This is a genomic window from Nocardia sp. NPDC058640 (assembly GCF_042716995.1).
GTDB lineage: Bacteria > Actinomycetota > Actinomycetes > Mycobacteriales > Mycobacteriaceae > Nocardia.
Genome location: NZ_JBHXRG010000022.1, coordinates 1 through 25,790, shown reverse-complemented (window position 1 = coordinate 25,790; position 25,790 = coordinate 1). Strand labels below are relative to the sequence as shown.

24 protein-coding genes are annotated in these 25,790 nt (G+C 67.3%); 10 read left to right on the top strand and 14 right to left on the bottom strand.

The window, feature by feature from the left end:
- Positions 1 to 31: 31 nt before the first annotated feature.
- The 4 genes from ACFWU5_RS21230 (at position 32) to ACFWU5_RS21215 (ending at position 6,158) form a co-directional block, all read left to right on the top strand.
- A complete protein-coding gene (locus ACFWU5_RS21230; RefSeq protein WP_379268363.1) occupies positions 32 to 3,865 on the top strand; it encodes a hypothetical protein in 3,834 nt (1,277 codons plus the stop codon).
- Between the two features lie 65 nt (positions 3,866 to 3,930).
- A complete protein-coding gene (locus ACFWU5_RS21225; protein ID WP_379268362.1) occupies positions 3,931 to 5,730 on the top strand; it encodes a PspC domain-containing protein in 1,800 nt (599 codons plus the stop codon).
- Complete coding sequence (locus ACFWU5_RS21220; protein ID WP_379268361.1) at positions 5,723 to 5,935, top strand: hypothetical protein; 213 nt, start codon at positions 5,723 to 5,725, stop codon at positions 5,933 to 5,935. Before ACFWU5_RS21225 ends, ACFWU5_RS21220 begins: the two co-directional genes overlap by 8 nt.
- Before the next feature lie 82 nt (positions 5,936 to 6,017).
- Positions 6,018 to 6,158 (top strand): hypothetical protein, encoded by a 141-nt coding sequence (locus ACFWU5_RS21215; RefSeq protein ID WP_379247067.1) that lies wholly within the window; start codon positions 6,018 to 6,020, stop codon positions 6,156 to 6,158.
- A 1-nt stretch (position 6,159) separates the two neighbouring features.
- Here ACFWU5_RS21215 and guaA read toward each other — a convergent pair whose 3' ends face one another.
- Positions 6,160 to 7,734, bottom strand: a complete 1,575-nt coding sequence (gene guaA, locus ACFWU5_RS21210; RefSeq protein WP_379247065.1) for a glutamine-hydrolyzing GMP synthase — start codon at positions 7,732 to 7,734, stop codon at positions 6,160 to 6,162.
- Between the two features lie 120 nt (positions 7,735 to 7,854).
- On the opposite strand from guaA, the gene ACFWU5_RS21205 reads away from it, so the two are divergent.
- Positions 7,855 to 8,655, top strand: a complete 801-nt coding sequence (locus ACFWU5_RS21205; RefSeq protein ID WP_379247063.1) for an alpha/beta fold hydrolase — start codon at positions 7,855 to 7,857, stop codon at positions 8,653 to 8,655.
- Here ACFWU5_RS21205 and ACFWU5_RS21200 read toward each other — a convergent pair.
- Positions 8,652 to 9,806 carry a GuaB3 family IMP dehydrogenase-related protein gene (locus tag ACFWU5_RS21200; RefSeq protein WP_379247061.1) on the bottom strand — a complete coding sequence of 385 codons (1,155 nt, stop codon included), beginning with the start codon at positions 9,804 to 9,806 and terminating at the stop codon, positions 8,652 to 8,654. The genes ACFWU5_RS21205 and ACFWU5_RS21200 overlap by 4 nt on opposite strands.
- Before the next feature lie 156 nt (positions 9,807 to 9,962).
- Positions 9,963 to 11,462, bottom strand: a complete 1,500-nt coding sequence (gene guaB, locus ACFWU5_RS21195) for an IMP dehydrogenase (protein ID WP_379268360.1) — start codon at positions 11,460 to 11,462, stop codon at positions 9,963 to 9,965.
- A gap of 221 nt (positions 11,463 to 11,683) precedes the next feature.
- Here guaB and ACFWU5_RS21190 point away from each other — a divergent pair, with 221 nt between their 5' ends.
- Positions 11,684 to 12,097 (top strand): DUF5319 domain-containing protein, encoded by a 414-nt coding sequence (locus ACFWU5_RS21190; protein ID WP_022567296.1) that lies wholly within the window; start codon positions 11,684 to 11,686, stop codon positions 12,095 to 12,097.
- An 80-nt stretch (positions 12,098 to 12,177) separates the two neighbouring features.
- On the opposite strand, the gene ACFWU5_RS21185 is transcribed toward ACFWU5_RS21190, so the two are convergent.
- The 3 genes from ACFWU5_RS21185 to ACFWU5_RS21175 form a co-directional block, all read right to left on the bottom strand.
- A complete protein-coding gene (locus ACFWU5_RS21185; protein ID WP_379241534.1) occupies positions 12,178 to 13,239 on the bottom strand; it encodes an anti-sigma-D factor RsdA in 1,062 nt (353 codons plus the stop codon).
- Positions 13,232 to 13,810, bottom strand: coding sequence for a sigma-70 family RNA polymerase sigma factor (locus ACFWU5_RS21180; protein ID WP_379241533.1), 579 nt, complete (start codon positions 13,808 to 13,810; stop codon positions 13,232 to 13,234). Before ACFWU5_RS21180 ends, ACFWU5_RS21185 begins: the two co-directional genes overlap by 8 nt.
- Positions 13,811 to 13,967: 157 nt before the next feature.
- Entirely contained in the window at positions 13,968 to 14,801 is an 834-nt protein-coding gene (locus ACFWU5_RS21175; protein WP_379241532.1) for a hypothetical protein, read from the bottom strand.
- A gap of 623 nt (positions 14,802 to 15,424) precedes the next feature.
- On the opposite strand from ACFWU5_RS21175, the gene ACFWU5_RS21170 reads away from it, so the two are divergent.
- From ACFWU5_RS21170 to ACFWU5_RS21160, 3 genes are all read left to right on the top strand, one after another.
- On the top strand, positions 15,425 to 15,718 hold the full coding sequence (locus ACFWU5_RS21170) for a WhiB family transcriptional regulator (protein ID WP_379241531.1): 294 nt from the start codon (positions 15,425 to 15,427) through the stop codon (positions 15,716 to 15,718).
- 137 nt (positions 15,719 to 15,855) lie between these two features.
- On the top strand, positions 15,856 to 16,473 hold the full coding sequence (locus ACFWU5_RS21165; RefSeq protein WP_379241530.1) for a sigma-70 family RNA polymerase sigma factor: 618 nt from the start codon (positions 15,856 to 15,858) through the stop codon (positions 16,471 to 16,473).
- A gap of 1 nt (position 16,474) precedes the next feature.
- Positions 16,475 to 16,726 carry a hypothetical protein gene (locus ACFWU5_RS21160; protein ID WP_379241529.1) on the top strand — a complete coding sequence of 84 codons (252 nt, stop codon included), beginning with the start codon at positions 16,475 to 16,477 and terminating at the stop codon, positions 16,724 to 16,726.
- 59 nt (positions 16,727 to 16,785) lie between these two features.
- On the opposite strand, the gene groL is transcribed toward ACFWU5_RS21160, so the two are convergent.
- Both groL and groES read right to left on the bottom strand, forming a co-directional pair.
- On the bottom strand, positions 16,786 to 18,393 hold the full coding sequence (groL, locus tag ACFWU5_RS21155; RefSeq protein WP_379241528.1) for a chaperonin GroEL: 1,608 nt from the start codon (positions 18,391 to 18,393) through the stop codon (positions 16,786 to 16,788).
- Positions 18,394 to 18,479: 86 nt separating this feature from the next.
- A complete protein-coding gene (groES, locus tag ACFWU5_RS21150) occupies positions 18,480 to 18,779 on the bottom strand; it encodes a co-chaperone GroES (protein ID WP_056818214.1) in 300 nt (99 codons plus the stop codon).
- A 333-nt stretch (positions 18,780 to 19,112) separates the two neighbouring features.
- On the opposite strand from groES, the gene ACFWU5_RS21145 reads away from it, so the two are divergent.
- Complete coding sequence (locus ACFWU5_RS21145; protein WP_379268359.1) at positions 19,113 to 20,555, top strand: Hsp70 family protein; 1,443 nt, start codon at positions 19,113 to 19,115, stop codon at positions 20,553 to 20,555.
- A 15-nt stretch (positions 20,556 to 20,570) separates the two neighbouring features.
- Here the strand turns inward: ACFWU5_RS21145 and tsaD are convergent, their stop codons facing one another.
- The 6 genes from tsaD to alr form a co-directional block, all read right to left on the bottom strand.
- Positions 20,571 to 21,614, bottom strand: coding sequence for a tRNA (adenosine(37)-N6)-threonylcarbamoyltransferase complex transferase subunit TsaD (gene tsaD / locus ACFWU5_RS21140; protein ID WP_379241526.1), 1,044 nt, complete (start codon positions 21,612 to 21,614; stop codon positions 20,571 to 20,573).
- 52 nt (positions 21,615 to 21,666) lie between these two features.
- Positions 21,667 to 22,161, bottom strand: coding sequence for a ribosomal protein S18-alanine N-acetyltransferase (rimI, locus tag ACFWU5_RS21135; RefSeq protein ID WP_379241564.1), 495 nt, complete (start codon positions 22,159 to 22,161; stop codon positions 21,667 to 21,669).
- Positions 22,162 to 22,190: 29 nt separating this feature from the next.
- Positions 22,191 to 22,883, bottom strand: a complete 693-nt coding sequence (gene tsaB, locus ACFWU5_RS21130) for a tRNA (adenosine(37)-N6)-threonylcarbamoyltransferase complex dimerization subunit type 1 TsaB (RefSeq protein WP_379268358.1) — start codon at positions 22,881 to 22,883, stop codon at positions 22,191 to 22,193.
- A 65-nt stretch (positions 22,884 to 22,948) separates the two neighbouring features.
- Positions 22,949 to 23,404 carry a tRNA (adenosine(37)-N6)-threonylcarbamoyltransferase complex ATPase subunit type 1 TsaE gene (gene tsaE, locus ACFWU5_RS21125; RefSeq protein WP_379241524.1) on the bottom strand — a complete coding sequence of 152 codons (456 nt, stop codon included), beginning with the start codon at positions 23,402 to 23,404 and terminating at the stop codon, positions 22,949 to 22,951.
- A complete protein-coding gene (locus ACFWU5_RS21120) occupies positions 23,397 to 24,473 on the bottom strand; it encodes an alpha/beta fold hydrolase (protein WP_379241523.1) in 1,077 nt (358 codons plus the stop codon). Before ACFWU5_RS21120 ends, tsaE begins: the two co-directional genes overlap by 8 nt.
- Positions 24,470 to 25,597, bottom strand: a complete 1,128-nt coding sequence (gene alr, locus ACFWU5_RS21115) for an alanine racemase (RefSeq protein WP_379241522.1) — start codon at positions 25,595 to 25,597, stop codon at positions 24,470 to 24,472. Before alr ends, ACFWU5_RS21120 begins: the two co-directional genes overlap by 4 nt.
- Positions 25,598 to 25,790 lie beyond the last annotated feature (193 nt).

Here is a 25,790-nt window from a genome sequence, read left to right as displayed (position 1 = left end):
CCTCGGTCGTTTTCATCGAACGGGGGGTTCCTTGACCAACAGTGATGCGCAGAGTTCTTCGCCGCGTGCACTTTTCGCCCAGCGGTTCACCGAACTCTATGCGGCAGCGGGTAATCCGACGTTACGTCGGGTCGCCACGACGACCGAGCGGCGAATGCGCGGCGCCCAGGCGGGCACACCGTCACCGCAGCGGATCAGCGATTGGAAGGCCGGGCGCAATGTGCCCGCGCGCTTCGAATCGCTGCTGCCGGTGGTCCTCACGCTCGTCGAGATGACCGAGAAGGCCCAGCGTGCCCTGCCGCGCACCCTGGCCGACCCGCACGAGGGGCGGCGCCTGTGGCAGGAATCGGTCACCTGGACCGCCGACGCGGGTACCGGCGACACCTGCCCCTACCCCGGCCTGCGCGCCTACCTACCCGAGGAGCACACCTTGTTCTTCGGACGCGAGCAGGCCACCGCCGAATTCGTCGAACTGGTGCGCGCCACCACCGGCATCGTGGTGTTGATCGGCGCGTCGGGGGCGGGCAAGTCCTCGCTGCTGGCGGCCGGTCTACGACCCGCGATCGACCTACCCGCCGCCACCATGACACCGGGATCGACCCCGGCCGCCGGACTCGCGGCGGTGCTGACCGACGATCCGCGGGTCCTGATCGTCGACCAGTTCGAGGAACTGTTCACCCTGTGTCAGGACGAAGCCGAACGTTCGACTTTTCTGGCGAGCCTCGCCGGCCTGCCCGATTCGCTGACGGTCGTCCTGGCACTACGTGCCGACTTCTATGAACAGTGCCTGCACTATCCCGCCCTGCGGAACAGTCTGCAGCACAACAGCTATCTGCTCGGTTCGATGTCGATGGACGAGGTGGCGCACGCGATCACCGGCCCCGCCGAGGCCGCCGGACTCACCCTGGAATCCGGCTTGGAAGAGCTGGTGCTCGCCGAATTACGTGGCATCGGTGGACATCTCAGCGCCGACGGCTACGACCCCGGCGCGCTGCCACTGCTCTCGCACGTGATGTCGGCGACCTGGCAGCAGCGCGAAGGCCGCAAACTCACCGTCGCCGGTTATCGCAAGACGGGCGGGGTCGCGGGGTCGGTCGCCGAAACCGCCGAACTCGCCTGGGGCGAGCTGACTTCGGAGCAGCAGACCGCCGCTCAGGAACTGCTCGGCTCGCTCGTCACCGTCGGACAGGACGGCCGCGACACCCGGCGAACCGTCGACCGTGCCGAATTACTCAGCCGCAGTGTCGATCCCGACGCATCGGCGGCAGCGCTGGAAGTCCTCGCGGTCAGCAGACTGATCGCCCTGGACGCGGGCTCGGCGCAGTTCTCCCACGAGATCGTGCTCACCGCATGGCCCCGGCTGCGCGGCTGGATCGACACCGACCGGGTCGGCCACCTGGTCCGTCAGCGACTCGAACGCGACGCGGCCGAATGGGAAGCAGCGAAACATGATTCGGCTCTCCTGTATCGCGGCACCCGCCTGCACAGCGCGGGCGAACACGCTGGTGTTACCCCCATCAGCCCGCGGGTGCGCGCCTTCCTCGAGGCCTCTCAGCGGGCTGCCCGGATCGGCGGACGCTGGCGGGTCGGGGCGATCGCGGTGGTGCTAGCGCTGCTTGCCACCGGTGTGATCGCCGTCGACCGCACCAGGCTGGCCGATCAGCGCACACTGGACCGCGACTACGCCGAATTGGTGGTGGCGGCCCAGCGGACCAGAAGCAGCGATCCTTCGATCTCAGCTCGACTCCTGCTGGCCGCGTATCGAATCCGCCCCGACGGCTCGTCGCGTACACAGTTGTTGAACAGCCAGGAGTCACCGCTTGCGGTCAGCACGCCCGCCCACGTTCGTGGCATCCATAAGCTCGCCTTGCGGCCGACCGACAAACTACTGGTCTCGATCGCCGATGACGGCAACATCGCCTTCTGGGATGTCCGCGCCCCCACCCACCCGCGCCGCCTAGCAGTCGAGTTCGCAACAACGCCCACCGATCTCGTCTTCATCGCAGGAACCAGCGACGCGATCACCACGGGACCTTCCGGTATCCAGCTGTGGGACCTCGCTCATCCGGAGTCCCCCCGACTGATCAGTACACTCGAGACGATCAGAAGAGGCGCCATAGCTATCGATCCGAGCGGAACACACCTCGCCGTGGTCGATCTGTCGGCACTCACTCTCTGGGACATCCGCGATCGGTCACACCCGTCCCGCACATTCTCGCGTTCACTGCCCACCGCTGATCACGCCCACATCACCGGGGTCGAATTCAGTTCTGACGGCGCGATACTCGCCGTCGGCGTCAACGATAGCCGCCCCGCGATACCCGACACCGTGCAGTTGTGGGACATCCGTGAGCCCGCGGCCGCGCACCCTGTCGGGCCGCCGATCTCCACCGCCGATGGCGGTCTCCGCGATTTCGCAATCAGTCCGAACGGCACCCGATTGGCCGTGGGCAGCTACGGATCGGAATCCCCGGGCGCCGCACCGTCGAGCCGAGTCGGATTCTGGGACATCACCGATCCAGTCCACCCGCGAACTCATGGCGCACCGATTCGAGTCGGCAATGATGTGCTGCGATCGATCGTATTCCACGAGGACGGCAACCTGCTTGCCACCAGCTCCGCCGATCGTGGGCGACTGTGGAATATCGCGGACCCTGCGCATGCCGTTCAAGCCGGACTGGACATGGCTGTGAGCCCAGTCGTCTGTCCGCTGGCTCAGCTCTTCGTCTGCAGCGGCAGTCCGAAGTCGATGCTCTTCCTCCCGGGCGAATCGATCCTCTTCGGAGCCGGGGACGACGGGGTGCTGAGAACATGGTCTCGGCCCTCGGCGATCGATATGATTCCAGGGAAACCGACGACACCGGTGTTCGATCGCATCGGCGATCGGATGGCAATGCGGTCATGGACCGGCGACGTAGTGGTCTGGGACACCGCCGATGCTCGTCGTCCGGTTCGGCTGGCCACGGTCCCGGGCGTACCTGGGCTGTCGGATACCGCGCTGAGCGCGGACGGGCGCACGCTATCTCTTCACGATAAGCACGGTAGACGGCGCCTCGTTTTCGACCTCGATGACCCACTCCATCCCCGACCACTGCCGGACTGGCCGACATTCGGTGCCGAACAATCGACGGTCAAGGGCAACCGGATGCTGCTGACCTTCGAGAACTCCGTACAGATGTGGGATATCACCCACCGGACCGCACCGGTACCCCTCGGCCAGCCGATCGCCGCAAAGGTCGGAACGATTTTATACAGCGCGTTCAGCCCCGACGGAACTCTGGTCGAAGTCGTACTCGTCGACCAACGAAACGATAGGCAGCACGCCATTCGCCAGATCTGGAGTCTGAACGACAGCGCAAATCCTCGCCTGGTCGCCGAGACCGACCTCGACCGCGCCGACGCCTATCAAGTGTCCCAGTTCCTCCCCGACAACCGGACCATCGCCTTTGTGCAGTCCGGCAAGTTCGGGCTATCGAACACCGACACCCTCGGTACGTTCACGCCACTCGACACAGTGAATCGCTCCGCATTCGAAAAATTCAACTGGGTATCCGCTACCACGAACAGCTCGAAACTGGCCGTGTCGAGCGACGACGGCACCACTGACCTGTGGGACCTCGAAGATCCACGCGCACCACGCAAACACAGCGGTCCGATCGGCTCCGCCGGCGGTCACTATCGCGGGGTGATCATGCACCCACGTGGCGAACAACTCGTGATCGTCACCGAGAACGGCCAGCTCGGCGTATGGGACCTGGACGCAGAGGCTGTCGCCGCACGAATCTGTGCGACCACCGACGAACTCACCGAAGCCGTCTGGCGCAGTCACGTCGCGAACGTCGCATACCGCTCCCCCTGCCCATGAACCCGGGAAATTCTCAGGGTTACCCCCGATGTGCCGAAGGGCCTGCTCGGCACACCATGGATGGCATGAGCAGAACGAGCTTCGCCGACCAGGTTCACCAGATGTGGCAGACGCGGCCCGTCCGGCTGCCTCGGCAAGGTCCGATCGCCGGGGTGGCCGCGGGGTTCGGGTTGCGGTACGGGGTCGATCCGGTGCTGTTGCGGGTGGCTTTCGTGGTGTCCACGATCTTCGGCGGGGCCGGGATCCTGCTGTATCTGCTGGCCTGGCTGGTGTTGAGTTCGGCGGGTAACGAGGTGTCGGCGGCGCAGGCGTTGACCTCGCACGATCAGGGGTCGTCGCATTCGCAGACCAAGACGATCGTGTTGATCGTGGCGCTGGCCATCGCGGTGTCGACCATGGGCCCGATCGGGTTGGGGATGGGCGGGTCCGGGGTGATCAGCATGGGGCTCATGCTCGCCGGCTGGTGGATGCTGTATCTGCGGCATCCCGAGCTGCCTGCCGGGTTCGATGCCTACCGCGCTCCGCTCAACACGACCGGCTACCCGGGCGCGGGCTACCCCGGTGCCGGGTATCCGACCGGCGTTCCGGTGCGCGGCTACCCGTACAACCCCGAGGTACCGCCGACGGGGCTGTACACCCCGTACACCAAGCTCCCCGAGATCTACGTTCCCCGTTCGCCCGAGGCGCGGGTGTACATACAGGATCCGAACCGCATGTTCTCGGCCGAATCCACACCGCTGCTACGGGTCGATACCACCGAAACGGTTGTGCTGCACAAGGACCCCGACGAAACAGGCAGCACTGCTACGGAGTCGATCGACACTGATCGGAGCGCGACGAACCTCGACACGTCTGGCGAACAGGATTCGACAAGCCGACTCGAGGTCGATGCCGATGCCGACGTGCACGCGTCAGCTTCGACGGCACCGCAAACCGACCCCGGCGTGATCGTCAGCGACTCGACACCGGATTCGGCTCTGCCGGCTACTGATTCGATTAAGTCAGCCCCTGCTTCGGCCCCCGTCGATCTCGATAAGCGTGTCGACAGCGCGAGATCGGTGGTCGGCGATGTATCCGTCGCCGAGATCGCGGCACTGGTCGAGCAGCCGGGCTCGAACGACACCGCTTTTCTACACAGGGCCGGAACCATCTCCGCCGCACCGGAACCCCCGCGAATCAACGCACAGGTACCCAACGGTTGGGACCCGCTCGCCGTCGCACCCCTGGCCTGGGAATTACCCGAAGCAGCACCCCAGTTCGCACCCGCGGCACCACCACACACCGCACCGAAACGTCCCCGCTCCCGCCTGACTCCGGTCACCATCGGCCTGGCGATCCTGGCCGCGGCACTGGGGGGCGCGGCAGCGTCGGCGGGCGTGGAATGGATGACTACCGCGCGGATCGCGGCCTTGGCACTGGCGGTCGTCGGACTCGGCCTGGTCGCAGGCGCGTTCCTGCGGCGCGGGTACGGGCTGCTGATACTCACCGCTCCCCTGGCCGGATTCGTGGTGCTGGCCTCGCTGATCGGCCCGATCGAATTCGACAGCGCCACCATGGGCGAGCACACCTGGGCACCTGCCTCGATCACCGAGCTGCAGCCCCGCTACGAGGTGAACATGGGTTCGGGCACGCTGGATCTGCGCGGGCTGGACCTCACCGAATCCCGCAGCGTCGAAGTGTCGGTGAACTTGGGCGAGGCCACCGTGCTGCTGCCGGACAACATGACCGTGAAAACAACCTGCGAGGTCAATATGGGCGAATCACAGTGCACTGAAGGTATTTCCGGGCCCAACGTCCCCGGTGCCCCGGTCCTCGACCTGCGCGTGGACGTTCAGGCGGGCGAAGTGGTGGTGGACCGTGGCTGAGCAGAACAGCGTCGAAACCCGACGCCGCCCCGCGTTCACCCTGCTGACCACCGGCCTGATCGCGCTCGCCATCAGCGTCTGGGCGCTGTTGGGCGCACCGACCCCCGACGAGGGCGGCTTCCTGCCGGTCGGCTGGGGCGTGGTCATCGCCGCCATCGTCATCGGCCTGCTGCTCACGCTGGCACCCAGCCGCAAACACCACTGAGGCGCAACCCCCGCGAACACCAATGGCCCGTCAACGATGACGGGCCATTGCTGTTCGACAACTGAACGAAAAGACAAGGCACATGGACGAATCCACACGCGACCAGCAGCCGAAGACTTCGTTGGCGAAGGTCCTGCCACCAGCCATCCACCGACCGCGCACCGGCGGCTTCCTCCTTGGCAGGCTCCTGCTCACCCAGGCGGCGCCGCCGCGGCCGGTCTAACTCACTCCCACTCGATGGTGCCCGGCGGCTTGCTCGTCACGTCGAGGACAACCCGGTTGACGTCGGCCACCTCGTTGGTGATGCGTGTGGAGATCCGTTCGAGCACGTCGTAGGGCAGGCGGGTCCAGTCCGCGGTCATCGCGTCCTCGCTGGACACCGGACGCAGCACGATCGGGTGACCGTAGGTGCGACCGTCGCCCTGCACACCGACCGAACGCACGTCGGCCAGCAGCACCACCGGGCACTGCCAGATCTGCTTGTCCAGCCCGGCCGCGGTGAGTTCTTCGCGGGCGATGGCGTCGGCCTGACGCAGCAGCTCGAGCCGGTCCGCGGTCACCTCGCCGACGATGCGAATAGCCAGACCCGGACCCGGGAACGGCTGGCGCGCAACGATTTCCTCGGGCAGGCCGAGTTCACGACCGACCGCGCGCACCTCGTCCTTGAACAGCAGCCGCAACGGCTCGACCAGATCGAACTCGAGATCGTCGGGCAGACCACCGACATTGTGGTGGCTCTTGATGTTCGCGGTACCGGTACCGCCACCGGATTCCACGACATCGGGGTACAGCGTGCCCTGCACCAGGAACTCCACCTTCGGCGAAGTGCCCTCGACCGCACCCTCTTCGATCACGATCCCGGCGACCGCGTCCTCGAACGAACGAATGAACTCACGCCCAATGATCTTGCGCTTCTCCTCGGGATCGGAGACGCCCTTCAGCTCACCCAGGAACTTGTCCACCGCGTCGACAGTGACCAGCTTGGCCCCGGTCGCGGCGACGAAGTCCTGCTGGACCTGCTCGCGCTCACCGGCCCGCAGCAGACCGTGATCAACGAACACACAGGTCAGCCGATCGCCGATGGCACGCTGCACCAGCGCCGCCGCCACCGCGGAGTCCACCCCACCGGACAGCCCACAGATGGCATGCCCGTCACCGATCTGCTCGCGCACACTGGCGATCAGCGATTCGGCGATATTGGCCGGAGTCCACTGCGCGGGAATGCCCGCGATCTCGTGCAGGAAGCGGCTGAGCACCTGCTGGCCGTGCGGGGAGTGCAACACCTCGGGGTGGTACTGCACGCCGGCCAGGCGCCGCGCACGGTCCTCGAACGCGGCCACGGGCGCGCCCGCGGTGGTACCGGTGACGTCGAAGCCCTCGGGGGCATCGGTCACCGCGTCACCGTGCGACATCCACACCGGCTGAATGGTCGGCAGGCCGCCGTGCAGCACACCGCCGTCGATGTTGAGCTCGGTGCGCCCGTATTCGCGGGTGCCGGTGTGCGAGACGGTGCCGCCCAGCGCCTGCGCCATGGCCTGGAAGCCGTAGCAGATGCCGAACACGGGGATGTCGAGGTCGAACAGGCGGGCGTCCAATTGCGGTGCGCCCTCGGCGTACACGCTGGACGGACCACCGGACAGGATCACGGCCAACGGCTGCTTCTCGGCGATCTCCTCCACGGTCATGGTGTGGGGAATGACTTCGGAGAACACCCGCGACTCACGCACCCGCCGGGCGATCAGCTGGGCGTACTGCGCGCCGAAGTCGACAACGAGGACGGGTCTCTGAGTATCAGCCACCGGGCCAGTTTAGTGACGGGGTGACACGAGCAAGCAGCGGGCATCGTGCCACACGGTGACAGTCCACCACGCAACCCCATTCTTGGGCGTGGCGCGGTGGGGCTGGCTATCCTCGTGCACGTGCCATTCGCCCGCGCGATCGATGCCGACATCTACTACGAAGACAGCGGTGGCACGGGTCCGGTGGTGTTGCTGGCCCACGAATTCTTCATGGATCGCACGATGTTCGCCTCGCAGCAGGCCGCACTCGCTCCCGAATTCCGGATTGTCGCCTGGGACGCGCGCGGACACGGCCGCACCAGGGATCAACGGTTGCCGTTCACGTACTGGACCGCCGCGCGCGACGCGCTGACCGTGCTCGATTCGATCGGCGCCGAACGCGCCATCGTCGGCGGCACCGCGCAAGGGGGCTTCACAGCATTGCGCACGGCGCTGGTGGCCCCCGAACGGGTCGCCGCGCTGATCCTGATCAGCACCGAGGCACACGGCCCCACGCTGGAACAGTCCGCCGCCACGCAACGTTTTCTCGACGAGTGGCATGACCGCAGCTCCCGCGAGGAAGCCGCGGGCCGCCTGGCCGACTGGCTGATCGGCGACGACAGCTGGTACCGCGACATCTGGACCCGGCGCTGGGTCGGCGACGCGCACAGCGGCCTCGACGCCGCCGTGGGCTGCCTGCTCGGCCGCGATTCGGTGCTCGACCGGCTGCGCGAGATCACCTGCCCCGCGCTGATCATCCACGCCAACCAGAGCGGGATCGCCGGGGATCGCGCCCGCACGCTGGCAGACGGGCTCACCGCCTCCACCTTCGTGGAGATCGATGGCGCCCGCCTCGCCGTGACGATGACCCACCCGGAACCGGTCAATACCGCGATCGCCCGGTTCCTGCGGGATCGGGTCTCCCTGACCCGTGTGCGTTAGCGAACGCTGAGCCCGACCTTCTGGAATTCCTTGAGGTCGGAGTACCCGGCCTTGGCCATCGAACGACGCAACCCACCGACCAGGTTCAGCGAACCGAACGGGTCGTCGGACGGGCCGTAGAGCACCCGCTCGAGGCTCGGACGGGCCACCGCGCCGTCGGGGCCGTCGATCCAGGCCTCGTCGACCGGCAGGAACGAACCGCGCGGCACCGAGGGGTGCGCGGTGGCCGAAGGCCAGTACCAGCCGCGACCGGGCGCTTCGGCCGAGGCCGACAGCGGCACCCCGAGCATCACGGCGTCGGCGCCACAGGCGATGGCCTTGGCCAGCTGACCCGAGGTGGCCACGTCACCGTCGGCGATCACGTGCACGTACCGGCCGCCGGTCTCGTCGAGGTAGTCGCGACGCGCGGCGGCGGCGTCGGCGATGGCGGTGGCCATCGGCACGCCGATGCCCAGCACCTCGCCGGTGGTGGTGGCGCCGGGGAACGAGCCGTAACCGACGATGACGCCCGCGGCACCGGTGCGCATCAGGTGCAGCGCGGTGCGGTGATCGCTCACGCCACCGGCCACGACGGGCACGTCCAGTTCGGCGATGAAGGTCTTGAGGTTCAGCGGCTCTTCCCCACCCACGTGCTCGGCGGAGATGATGGTGCCCTGCACGACCAGCAGGTCGATACCGGCCTGGACCAGCGCGGGAGTGAACGCGCGGGCGTTCTGCGGGCTCAGCCGCACCGAGGTGGTCACCCCGGCCGCACGGACCTGGGCGACGGCGGCGGCGAGCAGATCGGGCTGCATCGGCGCGGCGTGCAGTTCCTGCAGCAGCGAGATGGCCTTTTCGTAACCCCCCTTGTCAACCAGATCGATGAGCTGGTCGATCTTGGACTGCACGTCGGCGTGCCGCGCCCACAGGCCTTCACCGTTGATCACACCGAGGCCACCCTGGCGGCCGAGCTCGATCGCGAACTCGGGCGAGACCAGCGCGTCGGTGGGATGCGCGAGCACCGGGATCTCGAAACGGTAGGCGTCGAGCTGCCAGGCCAACGAGACCAGCTTCGACGACCGAGTACGCCGCGAGGGCACGATATCGACGTCGTCCAGCTCGTAGGTCCGACGGGCGACCCGCCCCATACCGATTTCGACCATGTCACGCACAGTTGCTCCCTGTGTTCGGGCGCGCGTGTGCGCGCGTTTTCACAAACCTGACGGCTTGCATGGCTGTGGGCCGGGAGCGTAACAACCCCCGCACAAAACAAACAAATTTAATAAAGCGCGCCCCCCGGAGTTGTGGTGCACGGCGGAGAAGATGTTTTAGTGCGGGTGGCTCTCCTTGAGACCCGCGGCGGTGATCTGCACGAACTGCGCATCCTGCAGGTGCTCGATGTTCTGCGAACCGGTGTAGCCCATCGCGGCGCGCAGGCCGCCCACGAGCTGGTGGATCACCTGGTTGACCGGGCCGCGGAACGGAACGCGGCCTTCGATGCCCTCGGGGACCAGCTTGTCCTCGGCGAGCACGTCGTCCTGGAAGTAGCGGTCCTTGGAGTAGGACTTGGCCTGGCCGCGGCCCTGCATGGCGCCCAGCGAGCCCATGCCGCGGTAGCTCTTGAACTGCTTGCCGTTGACCAGGATCAGATCACCGGGCGATTCGGCGGTGCCCGCGAGCAGCGAGCCCAGCATCACCGTGGACGCACCGGCGGCGATGGCCTTGGCCACGTCACCGGAGTACTGCACGCCACCGTCGGCGATCACCGGCACACCGGCGGCCTTGCACGCGGCGACGGCTTCCAGGATCGCGGTGATCTGCGGGGCGCCGACACCGGCGACCACGCGGGTGGTGCAGATGGAGCCGGGACCGACACCCACCTTGACAGCGTCAGCGCCCGCCTCGACCAGAGCCGCGGCACCCGCGCGCGTGGCGACATTGCCGCCGACGACCTGGATGCGATCGCCGACCTCGGCCTTGACCTTGGCGACCATCTGCAGCACCTGCGCCTGATGCCCGTGCGCGGTGTCCACGATCAGCACGTCGACGCCGGCATCGGCCAACGCCATGGCCCGCGACCAGGAATCCTCGCCGACACCGATCGCGGCACCGACCAGCAGGCGGCCGTCGCGATCCTTGGTGGCGTACGGGTACTGATCGGTCTTGACGAAGTCCTTGACCGTGATCAGCCCGCGCAGGCGGCCGTTGCCGTCCACGATGGGCAGCTTCTCGATCTTGTGGCGACGCAGCAGACCCAGCGCGGCCTCGGCGGTGACCCCTTCACGCGCGGTGATCAGCGGCGCCTTGGTCATCACCTCGTCCACGCGACGATCCTGATCGACCTCGAAACGCATGTCGCGGTTGGTGATAATGCCCACCAGCGCGCCGGTCTCGTCGACCACGGGCAGGCCCGAGATGCGGAAGCGCGCGCACATGGCGTCGACCTCGGCGAGGGTGTCGGTGGGACGACAGGTGACCGGGTCGGTCACCATGCCCGCCTCCGAGCGCTTCACCGTCTCCACCTGGGCGGCCTGATCGGCGGCCGACAGGTTGCGGTGCAGCACACCCATACCGCCCGCACGCGCCATGGCGATGGCCATGCGAGCCTCGGTGACGGTGTCCATGGCCGAGCTCACCAGCGGCGTACGCAGGGTGATGTCCCTGGTCAGGCGGCTGGAGGTCTCGACGGAGCTGGGGATGAGATCCGAGGCGGCAGGCAGCAACAGCACGTCGTCGAACGTGAGGCCGAGCATGGCGATCTTGGTCGGATCGTCGCCCCCCGTAGGAGGGCGCACCGCGTTTCGTTCGCCCGATACGGGATTACTCATTCGGATCGACCCCTCCTGGTCGTGGTAGCAACCGACGCGTTGGTCACAGTGCGTCGGTTACTCGGGCGGAAAAGCTGTCGGATCGGTCGGCGAGAACAAGTCGCCGACGCCTGCGTTCCATGGTATCCGGCGCCCGGATACGGCTGTGAAGTGAGCCCTTCGGCAAAACTTGCCCCCCGCATCGCTGGCGCGATGTACCGAGTACTGCGTACCGTGGGGATGTGCGTGACCATCTACCACCTGGCCTCCCGCCGGATCCCTTCGCCGGAGACCCCTCCGACCCGTCTGCCGCGCTCGACGCTATCGAGCCCGGTGAGCCGTTGGATCCTCATGAGCGCCTCGCGGTCGAGGAAGATCTCGCAGACCTCGCCGTATACGAAGCCCTGCTGGCCCACCGCGGAATCCGCGGCCTGGTCGTCAGCTGTGAGGATTGTCGGCAAGATCACTACCACGACTGGGACATGCTGCGGGCGAACCTGCTGCAGCTACTCGTGGACGGCACCGTCCGTCCGCACGAGCCCGCCTACGACCCCACCCCCGAGGCTTACGTCACGTGGGATTACTGCCGCGGCTACGCGGACGCGTCGATGAACGAGGCGTTCCACGGCGACGGTTTCGACGGGTTCGACAACTGAGCTGGTAACACGACGAAGGCCCCGAACCTGTTCGGGGCCTTCGTCGTTGGTGTGTGTTCAATTCATCGTTGCGTGGTGCTTCAGGGAGACGGCACCGTCGGCGGGGTCTGCAGGATCGTGGCCGCGGGCGGCACCTGCAGCGTGGACGGCACGGTGGGCGGCAGCGGTTCCGACGTCGGGACCACCGTCGGCACGATGACCGGCGGTGGTTCGGCGATGGTGGTCGGCGGAGTCGTCGGATCGACCGTGACCGGCGGTGTCACCGGCGGCGGGGTGGTCACCGGCGGCTGCGTGGGCTCGACCGGCGGGACCACCGGCTTGGTCTCGGGACCGGGCGTTTCCAGGATGACCGGCGGCTGCGGATCGGTGCTGCCACCGGGACCGGTCGGTGCGACCGGAGCCTGCGAACCTGGGTTCGACGTGGGCGGAACCGGTGCCTGGGTGGTCGGCTTGGCCGGGGTGACCGTGGTCGGCGGCAACTGCGCGCCGATTTCGGGTGCGAGCGCGAGTAGTTGGTCACGCAGTAGGTTCCAGCGTGCGATCAGATCGTCGCGCTTGACCGGGTCGTCGACCTGGCCCGCGTTGGACGAGGCCTGTTCCAGCCGGGCCTTGGCCTGTTCCGGATCGCCCGAGGTGAGCAGGTTCTGCGCGGCCAGCAGATCCTCGTCGGCGTACTGCACGACGGTGGACTGGGCCTGTTCGCTGAACACGACCTCCTTGACCCGCCACAGCGGATCGCCGGGGGCAGCGCTGTAAGCGAATGCCGTGATACCGCCGAACACCAACGACAATGCCGCTGCCGCCCCGAAGATCGGGCGGACCAGCCGCAGACGTCCGCGCGAGGAAGCTCCGACTCGAACCTGCCGTGCGCCGATCTCCTGATTGACCGCCGCGAACACGGTGTCCAGATCAGGGCCCGCAGGCATCGGTGCGGCCAGTACATCGGCCCGCCAATCCGCGAGTAACGACGCCAGCTGGAACTCTTCGGGACTGTCGGTACGTACCGGACCGTCGCCGATGATCGCGTCGATCAGCGCATCATCGCTGCGCACCGCCGCGATGTCGACCGGCCCGGAGTCACCGGCACCCTCGGCGGCGTAGGGACCGCTTTTGCCAAGACCGTGCTCGCCATCCCTAGCCATACATTTCACCTGCCCTCGCCACTTGTGACTTCAGTTTCGCGAGTGCCCTGTGCTGGGCAACCCGTATCGCCCCCGCCGTGCTACCCACGGCGACTGCGGTTTCCTCTGCTGACAGACCCATGACCAGACGAAGGATCAGGATTTCTCGATGTTTCTCGGGGAGCGTTGCCAGCAGAGTGTTCATCTGCCTGCTCGTCTCCGAGTCGAGAGCCCGCTGTTCCGGTCCCTGGTCGGTGGATATGACATCTGGTACTTCGGCCATCGCTTCCGACTTGTTACGTGCGGCGTTGCGATGGGCGTCGGCGACCTTGTGCGAAGCGATTCCGTACACGAAGGCCATGAAGGGCCGACCCTGATCCTGATAGCGGGGCAGGGCGGTCATCACAGCCAAACAGACCTCTTGCGCAACATCGTCCGCGGACAGCTGTCCGCGCTCCGCGGCCCCGATCCGCGCCCTGCAGTAGCGAACTACCAAGGGACGGACCAGTTCCAATACCCGAGCTAAAGCGGTCCTGTCGCCCTGCGCAGCCGCAGCGACGGCGAGGTCCAACTCTTCGCCCATATGCGTCATCGTCAGAGATTTTCCTGGCGTTACGAGTGGCGCGGTCCAATGTGACCGAGCTTCCACCGAAAAGGCGGAACGGGACTAACAATAGCGACCCGCGAATCGGCCGCCAGCGGGCGTGGTCGCTTCTAACCGTGCTCTCAGAAAGATCATCCGCGGGCGATCACGCACCCAGCGGGGCGATGTCGCCACCCCAGACCCGCAGACGGCCACCATGATCTGCGGCTTCGTCGGCGGCGATGCGCGCGGCGGCCGGTTCGTCGACGCCGGAGCGCAGCATGGCGGTGGCCCAGCGCAGCGGCAGCAGGCCGTTGTCGCGGCAGTCCAGGTCGACCTGGCGGGCCAGTTCAGCGGACCTGACAAGGTCACCGGTGGCGGCGGTGGCAGCGGCGACCAGCAGTGCCGATTTCACCTGATGACGGACTGACGGCAGGGCCGCGGCGAGTTCGACGGCCTTGCCCGCGTCGCGCAGGGCTTCAGCGCCCGCACCGCCGGCAAGGGCGGTTTCCGCGCGCACCCAGTGCCAGCGCACCTCGGCGCGCGGGGGTGCCTGCGCCAGCAGTGGTGGCACGCGGCGCAGCAGTGTGTGGGCCAGGGCGAGTCGGCCGGTGCCCAACGCGTCAGCGGCCAGCCCCGTATACGCGTCGGCAAGTGCTTCGGCGCGAATCGCTCCGGTGGCACCGAGCGCGAGCGTGGCCGCACGGCCGTCGAAGACCGCCGCGCCCGCGTGATCGCCGAGTTGGCGCAGCAGCGATCCCCGAGTGCTCTCGACGAGCGATTTCAGACCCGGATCGATCCTGGTTCGAGCCAATACCTGCAGGTCAGAACGGGCGGCGGCGTACCGCCCCTGCCCACCGAGCGCGACCGCGCGGTACCACCTCGACAGTGGGTCGCCGGGCTCCGGCAACTCCGCAGCGGCCAGGCCGGGAGTGGGCCCGAAAGCAGTCGAAGCGAGTATTTCGGATCCGATATCCGCGGGTGAGGCCGTTGTACGCACGTCCGGACTCTAGCCGCCGACAGGCCCGGGCCGTTCCCGTGTTATGTACGCGAGAAACCCATTCAGCAAACAGTCAGCATTTCGTCCGAGCGTCGATGTTGCCATCAGGTAAATCTCCGCTCTCCGATCCCACTACCGCAAAGTCTCGAATTCACATGCGTTTCGCGCAATTAACCTTCGCGCCCCGTTTTCGCCATCTACTCGCGCACAGTCGGGATAGGTCACTGTGACGCAGCACACTCGTCGACGGGGAGCCGCACCGCGGAAAACAGGGCCTCTACCGGCGCGACCTGGGAAAACATGGGATGCTTCGACTACGCGAAGACACCCGATCCATAGCCAACCAAACAGTATGGGGGGATCGAGTGTGAAATGTAAATAGTGAGAAGGTTAAATTTCAGCGTTGCAGATTTACTGAACACATGCGCCGAACTATTGACGTAATTTCCCGCCTGCACCTAACGTAACTCATCGCCACGGTTGGCGCCGCGCGAAAACGCAGCGACATCCGAGCGGCACCGTCAGGCACCGTCGAGCCGGTCACCCCGCAACGGGTGGCGCGAAGACCTGCCGCACCACTTCGCTCGACAACGCTGACGAGCTCGCGCAACAAGGAGTTCACCATGCCCATGCCTACTCACCTCCCCGGTCCGAACGCCGACGTCTGGGATTGGCAGATGCGTGGACTGTGCCGCGGTCAGGATTCCGCGGTGTTCTTCCACCCCGACGGCGAACGCGGCCGCGCCCGCACCGCACGCGAAATGCGCGCCAAGGAGATCTGCCGGGCCTGCCCCGTGCTCATGCAGTGCCGCACCCACGCCCTCAAGGTCAGCGAGCCCTACGGCATCTGGGGTGGCATGTCCGAGACCGAACGCGAGATGCACGCCCGTCGCAACCGGCGGCGCATGGCGGTCTGAGGACTCTTCCGCGCCGGTGGGAAATCTGTTCCCATCCACCCGGTCCGGCGTGCCGAATCCCTAGCAAACAACTGGCACCCCGAACAAAGACACCCCGGGCAGACGGCTGTCATAGCCTCGGTCTACATTCGTGTCCGATGACACAGAATGGGTTCCGAAGCGAAGCCTTTCCACCGAGCGTGGATTCTGCGGTTACCGCACGCGCGGCCGAAGGCGTCGAGCTAGCTGCTCTGCTACACCGATGCAGCCTGTCCGACCAGCAAGCCTTTGCCGAACTGTACGACCGGACGTCGGCGCGTGTCTTCGGCCTGGTCCTGCGGGTGCTCCACGACCCCGGGTACGCGGAGGAGACCACGCAGGAGGTCTATCTCCAGGTCTGGCGCACCGCCACGAGTTTCGACCCCGCCAAGGGGTCGGCGGTGACCTGGCTGATGACGCTGGCCCACCGGCGCGCGGTCGACCGGGTTCGTGCCGAGCAAGCCCACACCCAGCGCGAGGTCGCGTACGGGATCCGGGTGCTCGGTCACGAATTCGACGAGGTCACCGAGGAGGTGGAACGCAGACTAGAACAACAGGCCGTCCAGCGCGGGCTCTCGACTCTCACCGAGACCCAACGCGAGGCGATCTCGCTCGCCTACTACGGCGGGCGGACCTACGCCGAGGTTGCGACTTACCTCGGCATCGGGTTACCGACCGTGAAGTCCCGGATTCGGGACGGATTGACACGACTGAAGAAAAGTTTGGGGGTGACGTGAGATGAACGAAGCCCAGATCGATCTCGCGCACACCGTCGCGCTCGGATTGATCGACGACGAAGACCATCACGCGATCCAGACCATCATCGATACCGAAGATCCCACCCTGTGTACGCAGTTCCTGCGCGAGGTTCGCCATACCCGCGAAGCCCTCGCCCAGCTCGCGTCCGCAACCCCCACCCCACCACCGCCGTCGCTGCGCGCCCGTTTACTGGCCACGCTGCAGGCACAAGATCCGCCGGTCGCCAGCTAGCGGATGACGAAAGGCCCCCAGATCGCCGCAGCGATCCGGGGGCCTTCGTCGTTACCTCTTTAGTGCGAGTGACCGTGCCCGTGGTCGTCGTCGGCCGCAGCCGGCTTCTCCACGATGGCACTTTCGGTGGTCAGGATCATCCGCGCGACCGAGGCGGCGTTCACCACGGCGGAACGGGTCACCTTGACCGGGTCAACGACACCGTCGGCGAGCAGGTCGCCGTAGGTCAGGGTGGCGGCGTTGAAGCCGTCCTTGCCCTCGGAGACCTTGGCGACCACGACGGCACCGTCGAGACCGGCGTTGGTGGCGATCCAGTACAGCGGCGCCTCGAGGCCCTTGCGAACCACCTCGACACCGACAGCCTTGTCACCGGTGAACGAGTCACGCAGTTCGACCAGCGCGGCAGCGGCGATGACCAGTGCCGAACCGCCACCGGGGACGATGCCCTCCTCGACCGCGGCCTTGGCAGCGGCGACCGCGTCGTCGACGCGGAACTTGCGCTCCTTGAGCGCGGTCTCGGTGGCAGCGCCGACCTTGATCACCGCGACGCCACCGGCCAGCTTCGCCAGACGCTCTTCGAGCTTCTCGCGATCCCAGTCGGAGTCCGAGGCCTCGATCTCGCGACGCAGCTGCGCGCCACGGGCCTTGATGTCGGATTCGGAGCCCGCGCCGTCGATCAGCACGGTCTCGTCCTTGGTGACCACCACGCGCCGGGCCTGGCCCAGCTGCTCCAGGGTGGCCTCGCGCAGGGTGACGCCGAGATCGGGGTTGATCACGGTGCCGCCGGTGACCACGGCCAGATCGTCGAGGAACGCCTTGCGACGGTCACCGAAGAACGGCGCCTTCACGGCAACGGCCTTGATGGTCTTGCGGATCGAGTTGACCACCAGGGTCGACAGCGCTTCGCCGTCGACGTCCTCGGCCACGATCAGCACGCTCTTGCCGGACTCGGCGACCTTCTCCAGCAGCGGCAGCAGATCGGGCAGCGAGCTGATCTTGTCGCGGTGCAGCAGGACGTAGGTGTCCTCGAGCACGGCCTGCTGGGCCTCGGGATCGGTCTGGAAGTAGGGCGACAGGTAGCCCTTGTCGAACTGCACGCCCTCGGTGATGACGAGTTCGGTGCTGGTGGTCGAGGATTCCTCGACGGTGACAACGCCGTCCTTGCCGACCGTGGTCAGTGCCTTGCCGACCATGTCGCCGATTTCGGGATCACGCGAGGACACGGTGGCGACCTGGGCGATGGCCTTCTCGCCGGACACGGGGGTGGCGAGCTCGAGCAGCACCTCCGAGACCTTCTCCGCGGCCGCGGCGATGCCCTGGCCCAAAGTGATCGGGTTGGCGCCCGCGGCAACGTTTTTCAGGCCGCCGCGCACGAAGGCCTGGGCCAGCACGGTGGCGGTGGTCGTACCGTCGCCCGCGACGTCGTTGGTCTTGGTGGCCACGCTCTTGACCAGCTGCGCGCCGAGGTTCTCGAAGGGGTCCTCGAGGTCGATCTCCCGCGCGATGGTGACGCCGTCGTTGGTGACGGTCGGGCCACCGAAGGCCTTGGCCAGCACCACATGCCGACCACGCGGGCCGAGGGTCACCTTGACGGCGTCGGCCAGCTTGTCGACACCGCGTTCCAGAGCCCGGCGAGCCTTTTCGTCGAACTCGATCTGCTTGGGCATAAAGGATTCAGCTCCTGTTTGTGAACGCAATCCGCCCCGGGTCTAGTGAAAGACGCCGGGGCGGAACGCTGATGCGGCGTTTGGCCTTACTTGGTGACGACGGCCAGGATGTCGCGCGCCGAGAGGATGAGGTATTCCCCACCCTGGTACTTGATCTCGGTGCCGCCGTACTTGCTGTAGATGACGACGTCGCCTTCCTTGACGTCGACCGGGATGCGGTCACCCTTATCGGTGACGCGACCCGCGCCGACGGCAATGACGGTGCCCTCCTGCGGCTTCTCCTTGGCCGTGTCCGGGATGACCAGGCCGGAGGCCGTCGTCGTCTCGGCCTCGTTGGCCTGGACGAGGATCTTGTCCTCGAGCGGCTTGATGTTCACGCTCGCCACGTTGAGCCCTCCACTTTCGGGGAAATTCGGTTGTCCGGAACTGGTGTCCCAGACCGGTTTCGGTCAGCTCGCGACCCTGCGCACAGGCCCCGTCGTCGCGGGTGCCGGGACCGAAGCCCAGAAGTCGACTGGCACGAGTACAGCTAACACAGTGCCGACTAGCACTCTATACGCGAGAGTGCCAGCACTCAAGGCTGGGTTCTGCCGATGTCGCATTTTCGACACGCCCACACTGGGCAGTGGTCTTCACTTCGACTGCCACAATCTGTAACGTTCGCATAACAGGCTGTGACATAGCACAGGAAAGCACCAACCGCGCGAAGGGAGGTGAACATGCGAACATCCCTCGGCATCTCGGCCGGGAACGAGGTGGTGTGCTCGGCACTGGTCGCGACAGGGCCCGCGGGCGAGCAAAGTTTCGACTACCGAGTGGTTTCCGCCGACGCCGCACATTCCGATCTCGGCGATCTCGTGTCGTCCTCGATCGAGTTGATGACCACGCAGCTGCCGGTGTCGCAGACCGCGAGTATGAGCATGATGGGCGAACCGCTGGGCCGCTACTCGGGCGGGCAGCGTCGCGCCGAGTCCGCGCGTGCGCGTCCCCCCACCAGCGTGGCCGTGGCGTACCGCAACAAGGAACAGGCACAGGCGATTCGGGCCGCGTGTACGCGCCACCGCGATCTGCGCCTGGTCACCGAGGGCGCCGCGGCGCTGGCCTACCTGCGCAGTACCGGTCTGCTGGACCGCTACCCCACCGTGGCCGTGATCGACCTGGGCGCAACCGGTCTCAGTGTCACCGTGGCCGATTACGCCGACAGCGTGGTCCTACACACCGAACGTACGCCGTCGCTGAGCGGTAACGCCATCGACGAGTTGATCTACCACCACCTGGTCGACCTGCACTACGCCCGCCGCGGCACCAGGCCCAACCGCACCACCCTGACCAATCGTGGCCGCGCCGCCAAGGAGCACCTGTCGCTGGCGCCGGTGGTCACCATCGATCATGTTGCGGGACAAGGGCTAGAGCTGACCCGCCCTGATTTCGAAGAGCTCATCGGTGGGCTGCTGCGCAATATCGCACTGTTCTCGTCGTCGGTGTTCACCCGTTCGCCGAAGTACCCGGACGCGGTCGCGGTGATCGGCGGGTGCGCCAATATCCCTTGCGTCATAGACACTCTCGCGGCACGCCTGGATGTCCCCGTACTGACCGTGCCCGATCCCGAAGCGGCGATCGCGAAGGGCGCCGCACTGGTCGCCGATGCCGCCGCCCCGTCCACCCTGCCGAGCGGCGCGCACGCCGACACGTCCAGCGGCACCTTCGCCAAGGTCGTCGGCACGCTGGCCGGCGCGGTGGTGGTGGTCGGCCTGGTGATCGGTTACGGCGTGCAAGCGGTCAACTACGACACCCCCGACGTCACGCCCGCGGGCACCAGCAGCACTGTGCGTCAATCCCCCTTACCGGTTATGCCCGCGCCCGAACCGACGCCGGCTACCCGCGAGAGCACCGAACGCACCGGCGTCACCAACGCCCCGCCCGCCGCCGATCCCCCCACGGCGACCACGGCGCCACCCACCTCCGCGCCGACAACAACCACGAACCCCGTACCGGGATCACCGACGGCACCCACCCTGCGACCCGACCCGAACCTTCCCCAGATTCCCTACCCGGAGTCGCCGCTGGGCTTGGACAGTGGCTCCTCCGGCGGCGGCCGTCGCCCCTCGACGCCCAACACACAAACCCCGGCACCCAGCCCTACTGTGGCCCCCACCGAGTAGGCACCTTTCAGGACGCTAACGCAGCGCGCTCACCGAAACCGGCAACCCCGGATCCGTAGCAACAGTCAACGCGGCAGGCTGAGCCCCCGCCGCGATCACATGCGCCCCCAGCGCCGCGATCATCACCCCGTTATCGGTGCACAACCGCGGCTTGGGCACGCGCAACGTCAAACCCGCTGCCCCGCAACGCTCTTCGGCCAACGACCGAATCCGCGAATTGGCCGTGGCACCCCCGCCTAGCACGATCGTGTCGACCCCGACATCCTTGGCCGCACGCACGGCCTTCATGGTCAACACGTCGGCCACAGCTTCCTGAAACGACGCCGCGATATCAGGAATAGGCAGCTGATCAGCGGTGATCCCCTGCCGCTGCGCCGCCTCGACATACCGCGCGACAGCGGTCTTGAGCCCCGAGAACGAGAAGTCGTACCGCGCGTCCTGCGGCCGGGTCATCCCGCGCGGAAACGCGATCGCGCGCGGATCACCGTCTGCCGCAGCGGCATCCAGATACGGCCCGCCGGGATACCCGAGCCCGAGCAACCGAGCGACCTTGTCGAAAGCCTCGCCCGCGGCATCATCGACAGTGCTACCGAGTTCGGTGATCGGCTCACCCAGATCGGTCACCTGCAGCAGATGCGTATGCCCACCCGACACCAGCAACGCCACCGCGGGCGGCATCGGCCCGTGCTCGAGCGTGTCGACCGCGACGTGCCCACCGAGGTGGTTCAACGCGTAGAACGGCACATCCCACGCCGCCGCATAAGCCTTCGCCGCGGCCACACCCACCAGCAACGCACCGGCCAGGCCGGGCCCGATGGTGACCGCGAGCGCGTCGGGCTTGCTGATCCCCGCGGTGGCCAGCGCACGCCGCATCGCGGGCACGATCGCCTCGAGATGCGCACGCGAAGCGATCTCGGGCACCACGCCACCGAACCGCGCGTGCTGATCCACGCTCGAGGCGACCTCGTCGGCGAGCAGTTCGACCGAACCGTCGGGATGACGGCGCACGATGCCGACTCCCGTTTCGTCGCACGAGCTTTCGATCCCCATGACGATCACGACACTGCCTCGCTCCGCTGGTTGTCCGCCGTGGTGTCGATTCCGACGACGATCACGACAGCACCTCGTCTTGCCGACCCCGTGCGGCCCATTCGTCCGCTGCCGCGGTCAGTTCCGGCCGTCGCATCGTGTACGCGTCGGCGCCGCTGGGGTGGTAGTAGTTCTTGCGCAGCCCGATGATGTGGAACCCGTGCTTGGCGTACATCGCGATGGCGGGCGCGTTGTCGGTGCGCACCTCGAGAAACACCGGACCGCCGCGTTCGGCCGCGGTGGCCAGCAGCGCTTCCAGCAGCAGCGTCCCGATCCCGCCGCGATGGCATTGCGGGTCGACCCCGATCGTGTGCACTTCGGCCTCGGGATGGGCGTCGTCGCCCAGCAGCGCGATGCCCGCGTAGCCGACCATCACCCCGTCGGCGTTGCGCGCGGTGATGTACCGGTTGTGCCCGCCCGCCAGTTCGGACCGGAACGACACCGCCTGCCACGGGTCGTCCTCGGGGAACAGCAGGTGCTCCAGTTCGACGCAGCGGTCGATGTCGGGCAGCGTCATTGCGGCGATCACGTACTCGGTCACGACACTCACGCCCCGGTCCGGTCGAGGGTACGGAAACTGTTCTCCACCGCGTCCGGCCTGCGCAGATACAACGGCACCAGCGCCTGCGGCGCGTCACCCGACAGCAGTGCGGGCGCGGCGACGGTGACCAGCCCGGCGGGCGAGGGCGTCTCACTGGGCAGCACCGGCAGATCGAAATAGTCCACGTGCGCGGCCGACCCGGCGATCGCGGCGGCCTCCCCGACCGGCACGTCGGCGGGCTTGCTGACCTCGGGACCGGCCACGCGCGCACCGTCGAGGTACTTCGCCCAGTACACCTCGCGCCTGCGCGCGTCGGTGACCACCAGCAGTTCGCCGGGGTCGCGCTGTTCGCCGAAGGTGTCCGCGGCGATCGCGTCGAGGCTGCACACCCCGTGCACCGGGAGCCCCAGCGCGTCACCGAAGGCCGCGGCGGTGGCCATCCCCACGCGCAGCCCGGTGAACGGACCGGGTCCGAGGCCGACCACGACCGCGTCGAGTTCGTCGCGGCGCACGCCGGCTTCGGCCAGGCATTCCAGGATCTGCGGGGTGAGGACCTCGGCGTGTGCGCGGGCGTCGACCTTCACGCGGGCAGCAAGCGTCGCAACGGTGGGGCGGGTGCCGGGTTCACCGGCAGGTGACAGGTGCACCAATCCCGCTGTAACGGCGGGTGTCGCGGTGTCGACTGCTAGTACGAGCATGATTGTCTCAACAATACCGGGTGGTATCGGCGCTGCGCGCGCACCGGTGCGCAGCTGATCGCGCGTTATTCGATCCATTCCCAGATCGCCGTGCGCACATCGGATTCCGGCTCCCGGGCGAGTTGCACGCGCAGGTGACGGTCGGTGAGGTGTTCGACCACCCCCTTGCCCCATTCCACGACCACGACCGCGTGGTGCAGGTCGGTGTCCAGGTCCAGTGCGTCCAGTTCGTCGAGGTCACCGGCGAGGCGGTAGGCGTCGACGTGAATCATCGCGGTCCCGGGCGTGCCGTCGGGGCGAACCCCGGCTTTGTGGGCGCGCGCGATGATGAATGTGGGCGAGCTGACCCGGCCCGCGACACCGAGCCCGGCGGCGATTCCCCTGGTCAGTGCGGTTTTTCCGGCGCCGAGCGGGCCGTCGAGAACGACCAGGTCACCCGGGCGAAGGGTGTCGGCGAGTTCGCGTCCGAAGGCTTCGGTGTCTTCGACGGTGTCGAGCACGCGCTGCTGCGGGTCAGCCACCGACGGCCTCCTCACCGTGCGCGTCGGCCAGGCCCGCGCGCTCGAGCAGCCGGTCGAGTGCGGCCGCGGTCACCTCGGGGAACTGTAGGTGTGGCATGTGCGCCGCCTCACGCACCCGAACCAGTTCGCTGCCCGGCAGTTCCGCCGCGAGGTCGCGCGAGTTACGGAACGGGATCACGATGTCGTGCGCGCCCCCGAGAATCAGCACCGGCATCTCACCCAAAACGGGCAGCGCGGCCGACTCATCATGCAGCTCAATGGCTTTCAGGAACTTCTCGATCGTGGCCACCGGGGTGCGGTCGATCATCATCGTGGTGAACCGCGACAGCGTGGGACTGACCGGGCCGTGGAACGAGCTCACGTGCAGCACCGGGGTGAGCACCTGTTTGCTCGCGCTGCGACTGAACTGCACCAGCGTGGGCGCGGTCCGCACGGCCATCCGGAACCCGTCGACCGCCGGATGACGCAGCAGCTGCATGATCCCGGTCGAGGTCACCTCCGCGGCCGCGGTGCTCAACAGTGCCACCGCGCGCACCCTGGTCGCGAACAGTTCGGGGAACTGCGCGGCCGCCGCGAGCACGGCCATGCCGCCCAGCGAATGCCCGACCAGCACCACCGGCCCCGTGGGCGCGCACTCGCGGATGACGGTGGCCAGGTCGCGGCCCAGCTGCGCGACCGTGCAGCTGTCGGTGGTCGGGGTGCCGGAGCGTCCGTGGCCGCGCAGGTCGAAGAACACCAGCCGAACCCGCGCACCGTACTGCTGCGCCAGGTCACGGCGTTGGAAGTGGAACGACTCCATGCTGTTGCAGAATCCGTGCACGAAAACGACCGTGACCTGGGCGGAGGCGTCACCGTAGGTGCGGGTGGCCAGCGACACACCGTCGTCGGACAGCACCGACCCCGGTTCGTCCTCATCGATGAGCGCGAAGTTCTCGTCGCGATATTCGTCGCGTTCGGCGGGCCAGCGCACCCGCGCGCCGATCTGCCGTAGCGAATGGGCGATGGCCAACCCCGTGAGCAGTCCCGCGGTCGCCAGGCCGCCGCGACGGATCACCGTGCGCCGCGTCATCGGCCGGTCCCCACGTAGCGGCGCACCGCGCGACCCTTTGGCGCGCAGACTATTTCGTAGTCGATGGTGTCCAGCGCCCGCGCCCAGTCCAGCGCGTGCGGGTGTCCCGCGCCGCCGCCGAACAGCACCGCGCGGTCACCTTCGCGCACGCCGCCCGCGTTGTCGCCGAGGTCAACCATGAACTGGTCCATGCACACGCGTCCGACATTACGGTGTCGGGCCCCGCCCAACCACACCTCGAAACGCCCACTCAGCGACCGGAATACCCCGTCGGCGTACCCCGCGGGGATCAGCGCGACCGTGGTGTCGCGCGGCGCCACCCACCGATGCCCGTACGAAACCCCCTCCCCCGCCGCCACTTCCTTCACCAGCGCGACCTCGGCCTGAAACGTCATCGCCGGCCGCAACCCGAACTGCCCCAGCTCAGGAATCGGCGAAAGCCCGTACACCGCGATCCCCGGCCGCACCATGTCGAAATGCAGATCAGGCCTGGTCAGCGTGGCCGCCGAGTTCGAAATATGCACCAGCTCGGGTTCCAGCCCGAACTCCTTGGCCGCCGCGATCGCCTCCACGAACCGCTCCCGCTGCCGATCCAACATCGGATGCGCAGGCTCGTCCGCATGCGCCAGATGCGAAAAAATCGCCCGCAACCGCACCACACCCCCGTCGACCAACCCCCGCAGCGCCCGCAGGACCTGCGGATACTCCGTCACCGACACCCCGTTGCGATTGAGCCCCGTATCCACTTTCACCGACACCGTCGCCATCCGCCCCACCCCCACCGCGGCCCGCTCCACCGCCCGCAACTGCGCCAACGACGACACCCCGATCTCGAGATCCCCCGCGACAGCCCCCGCGTAATCCGCGTCAACAGTGTTGAGCCAACAAAGAATCGGCGCATCGATCCCCGCCGCCCGCAAAGCCAACCCCTCCCCTACCGTGGTAACCCCCAACTCCGCAGCCCCCGCCCCCAACGCCGCGCGCCCCACCTCGACCGCCCCGTGGTTATACCCGTCAGCCTTGACCACCGCCATCACCGCGGCCCCCTGCGCGAACTCCCGCAGCACCCGCACATTATGAGCAATGGCATCCAGATCAACGACCGTCTCCACTTGCGCATTCACCCCATTGATCCTGCCAGGACCCGAACATTTCCCCCCACCTGGGCGCGACAAAACCACCGCCCCACCACCTACACACCCCAATTCCGCCATGCCCGCACCGACCCCCACACCTCGCACACCCCGATTCCGCCCTCACCCCACAAACCCAGCCCCCACCTGCGACCCATAGGGAGCAGCGGCCACGCAGTGGCCG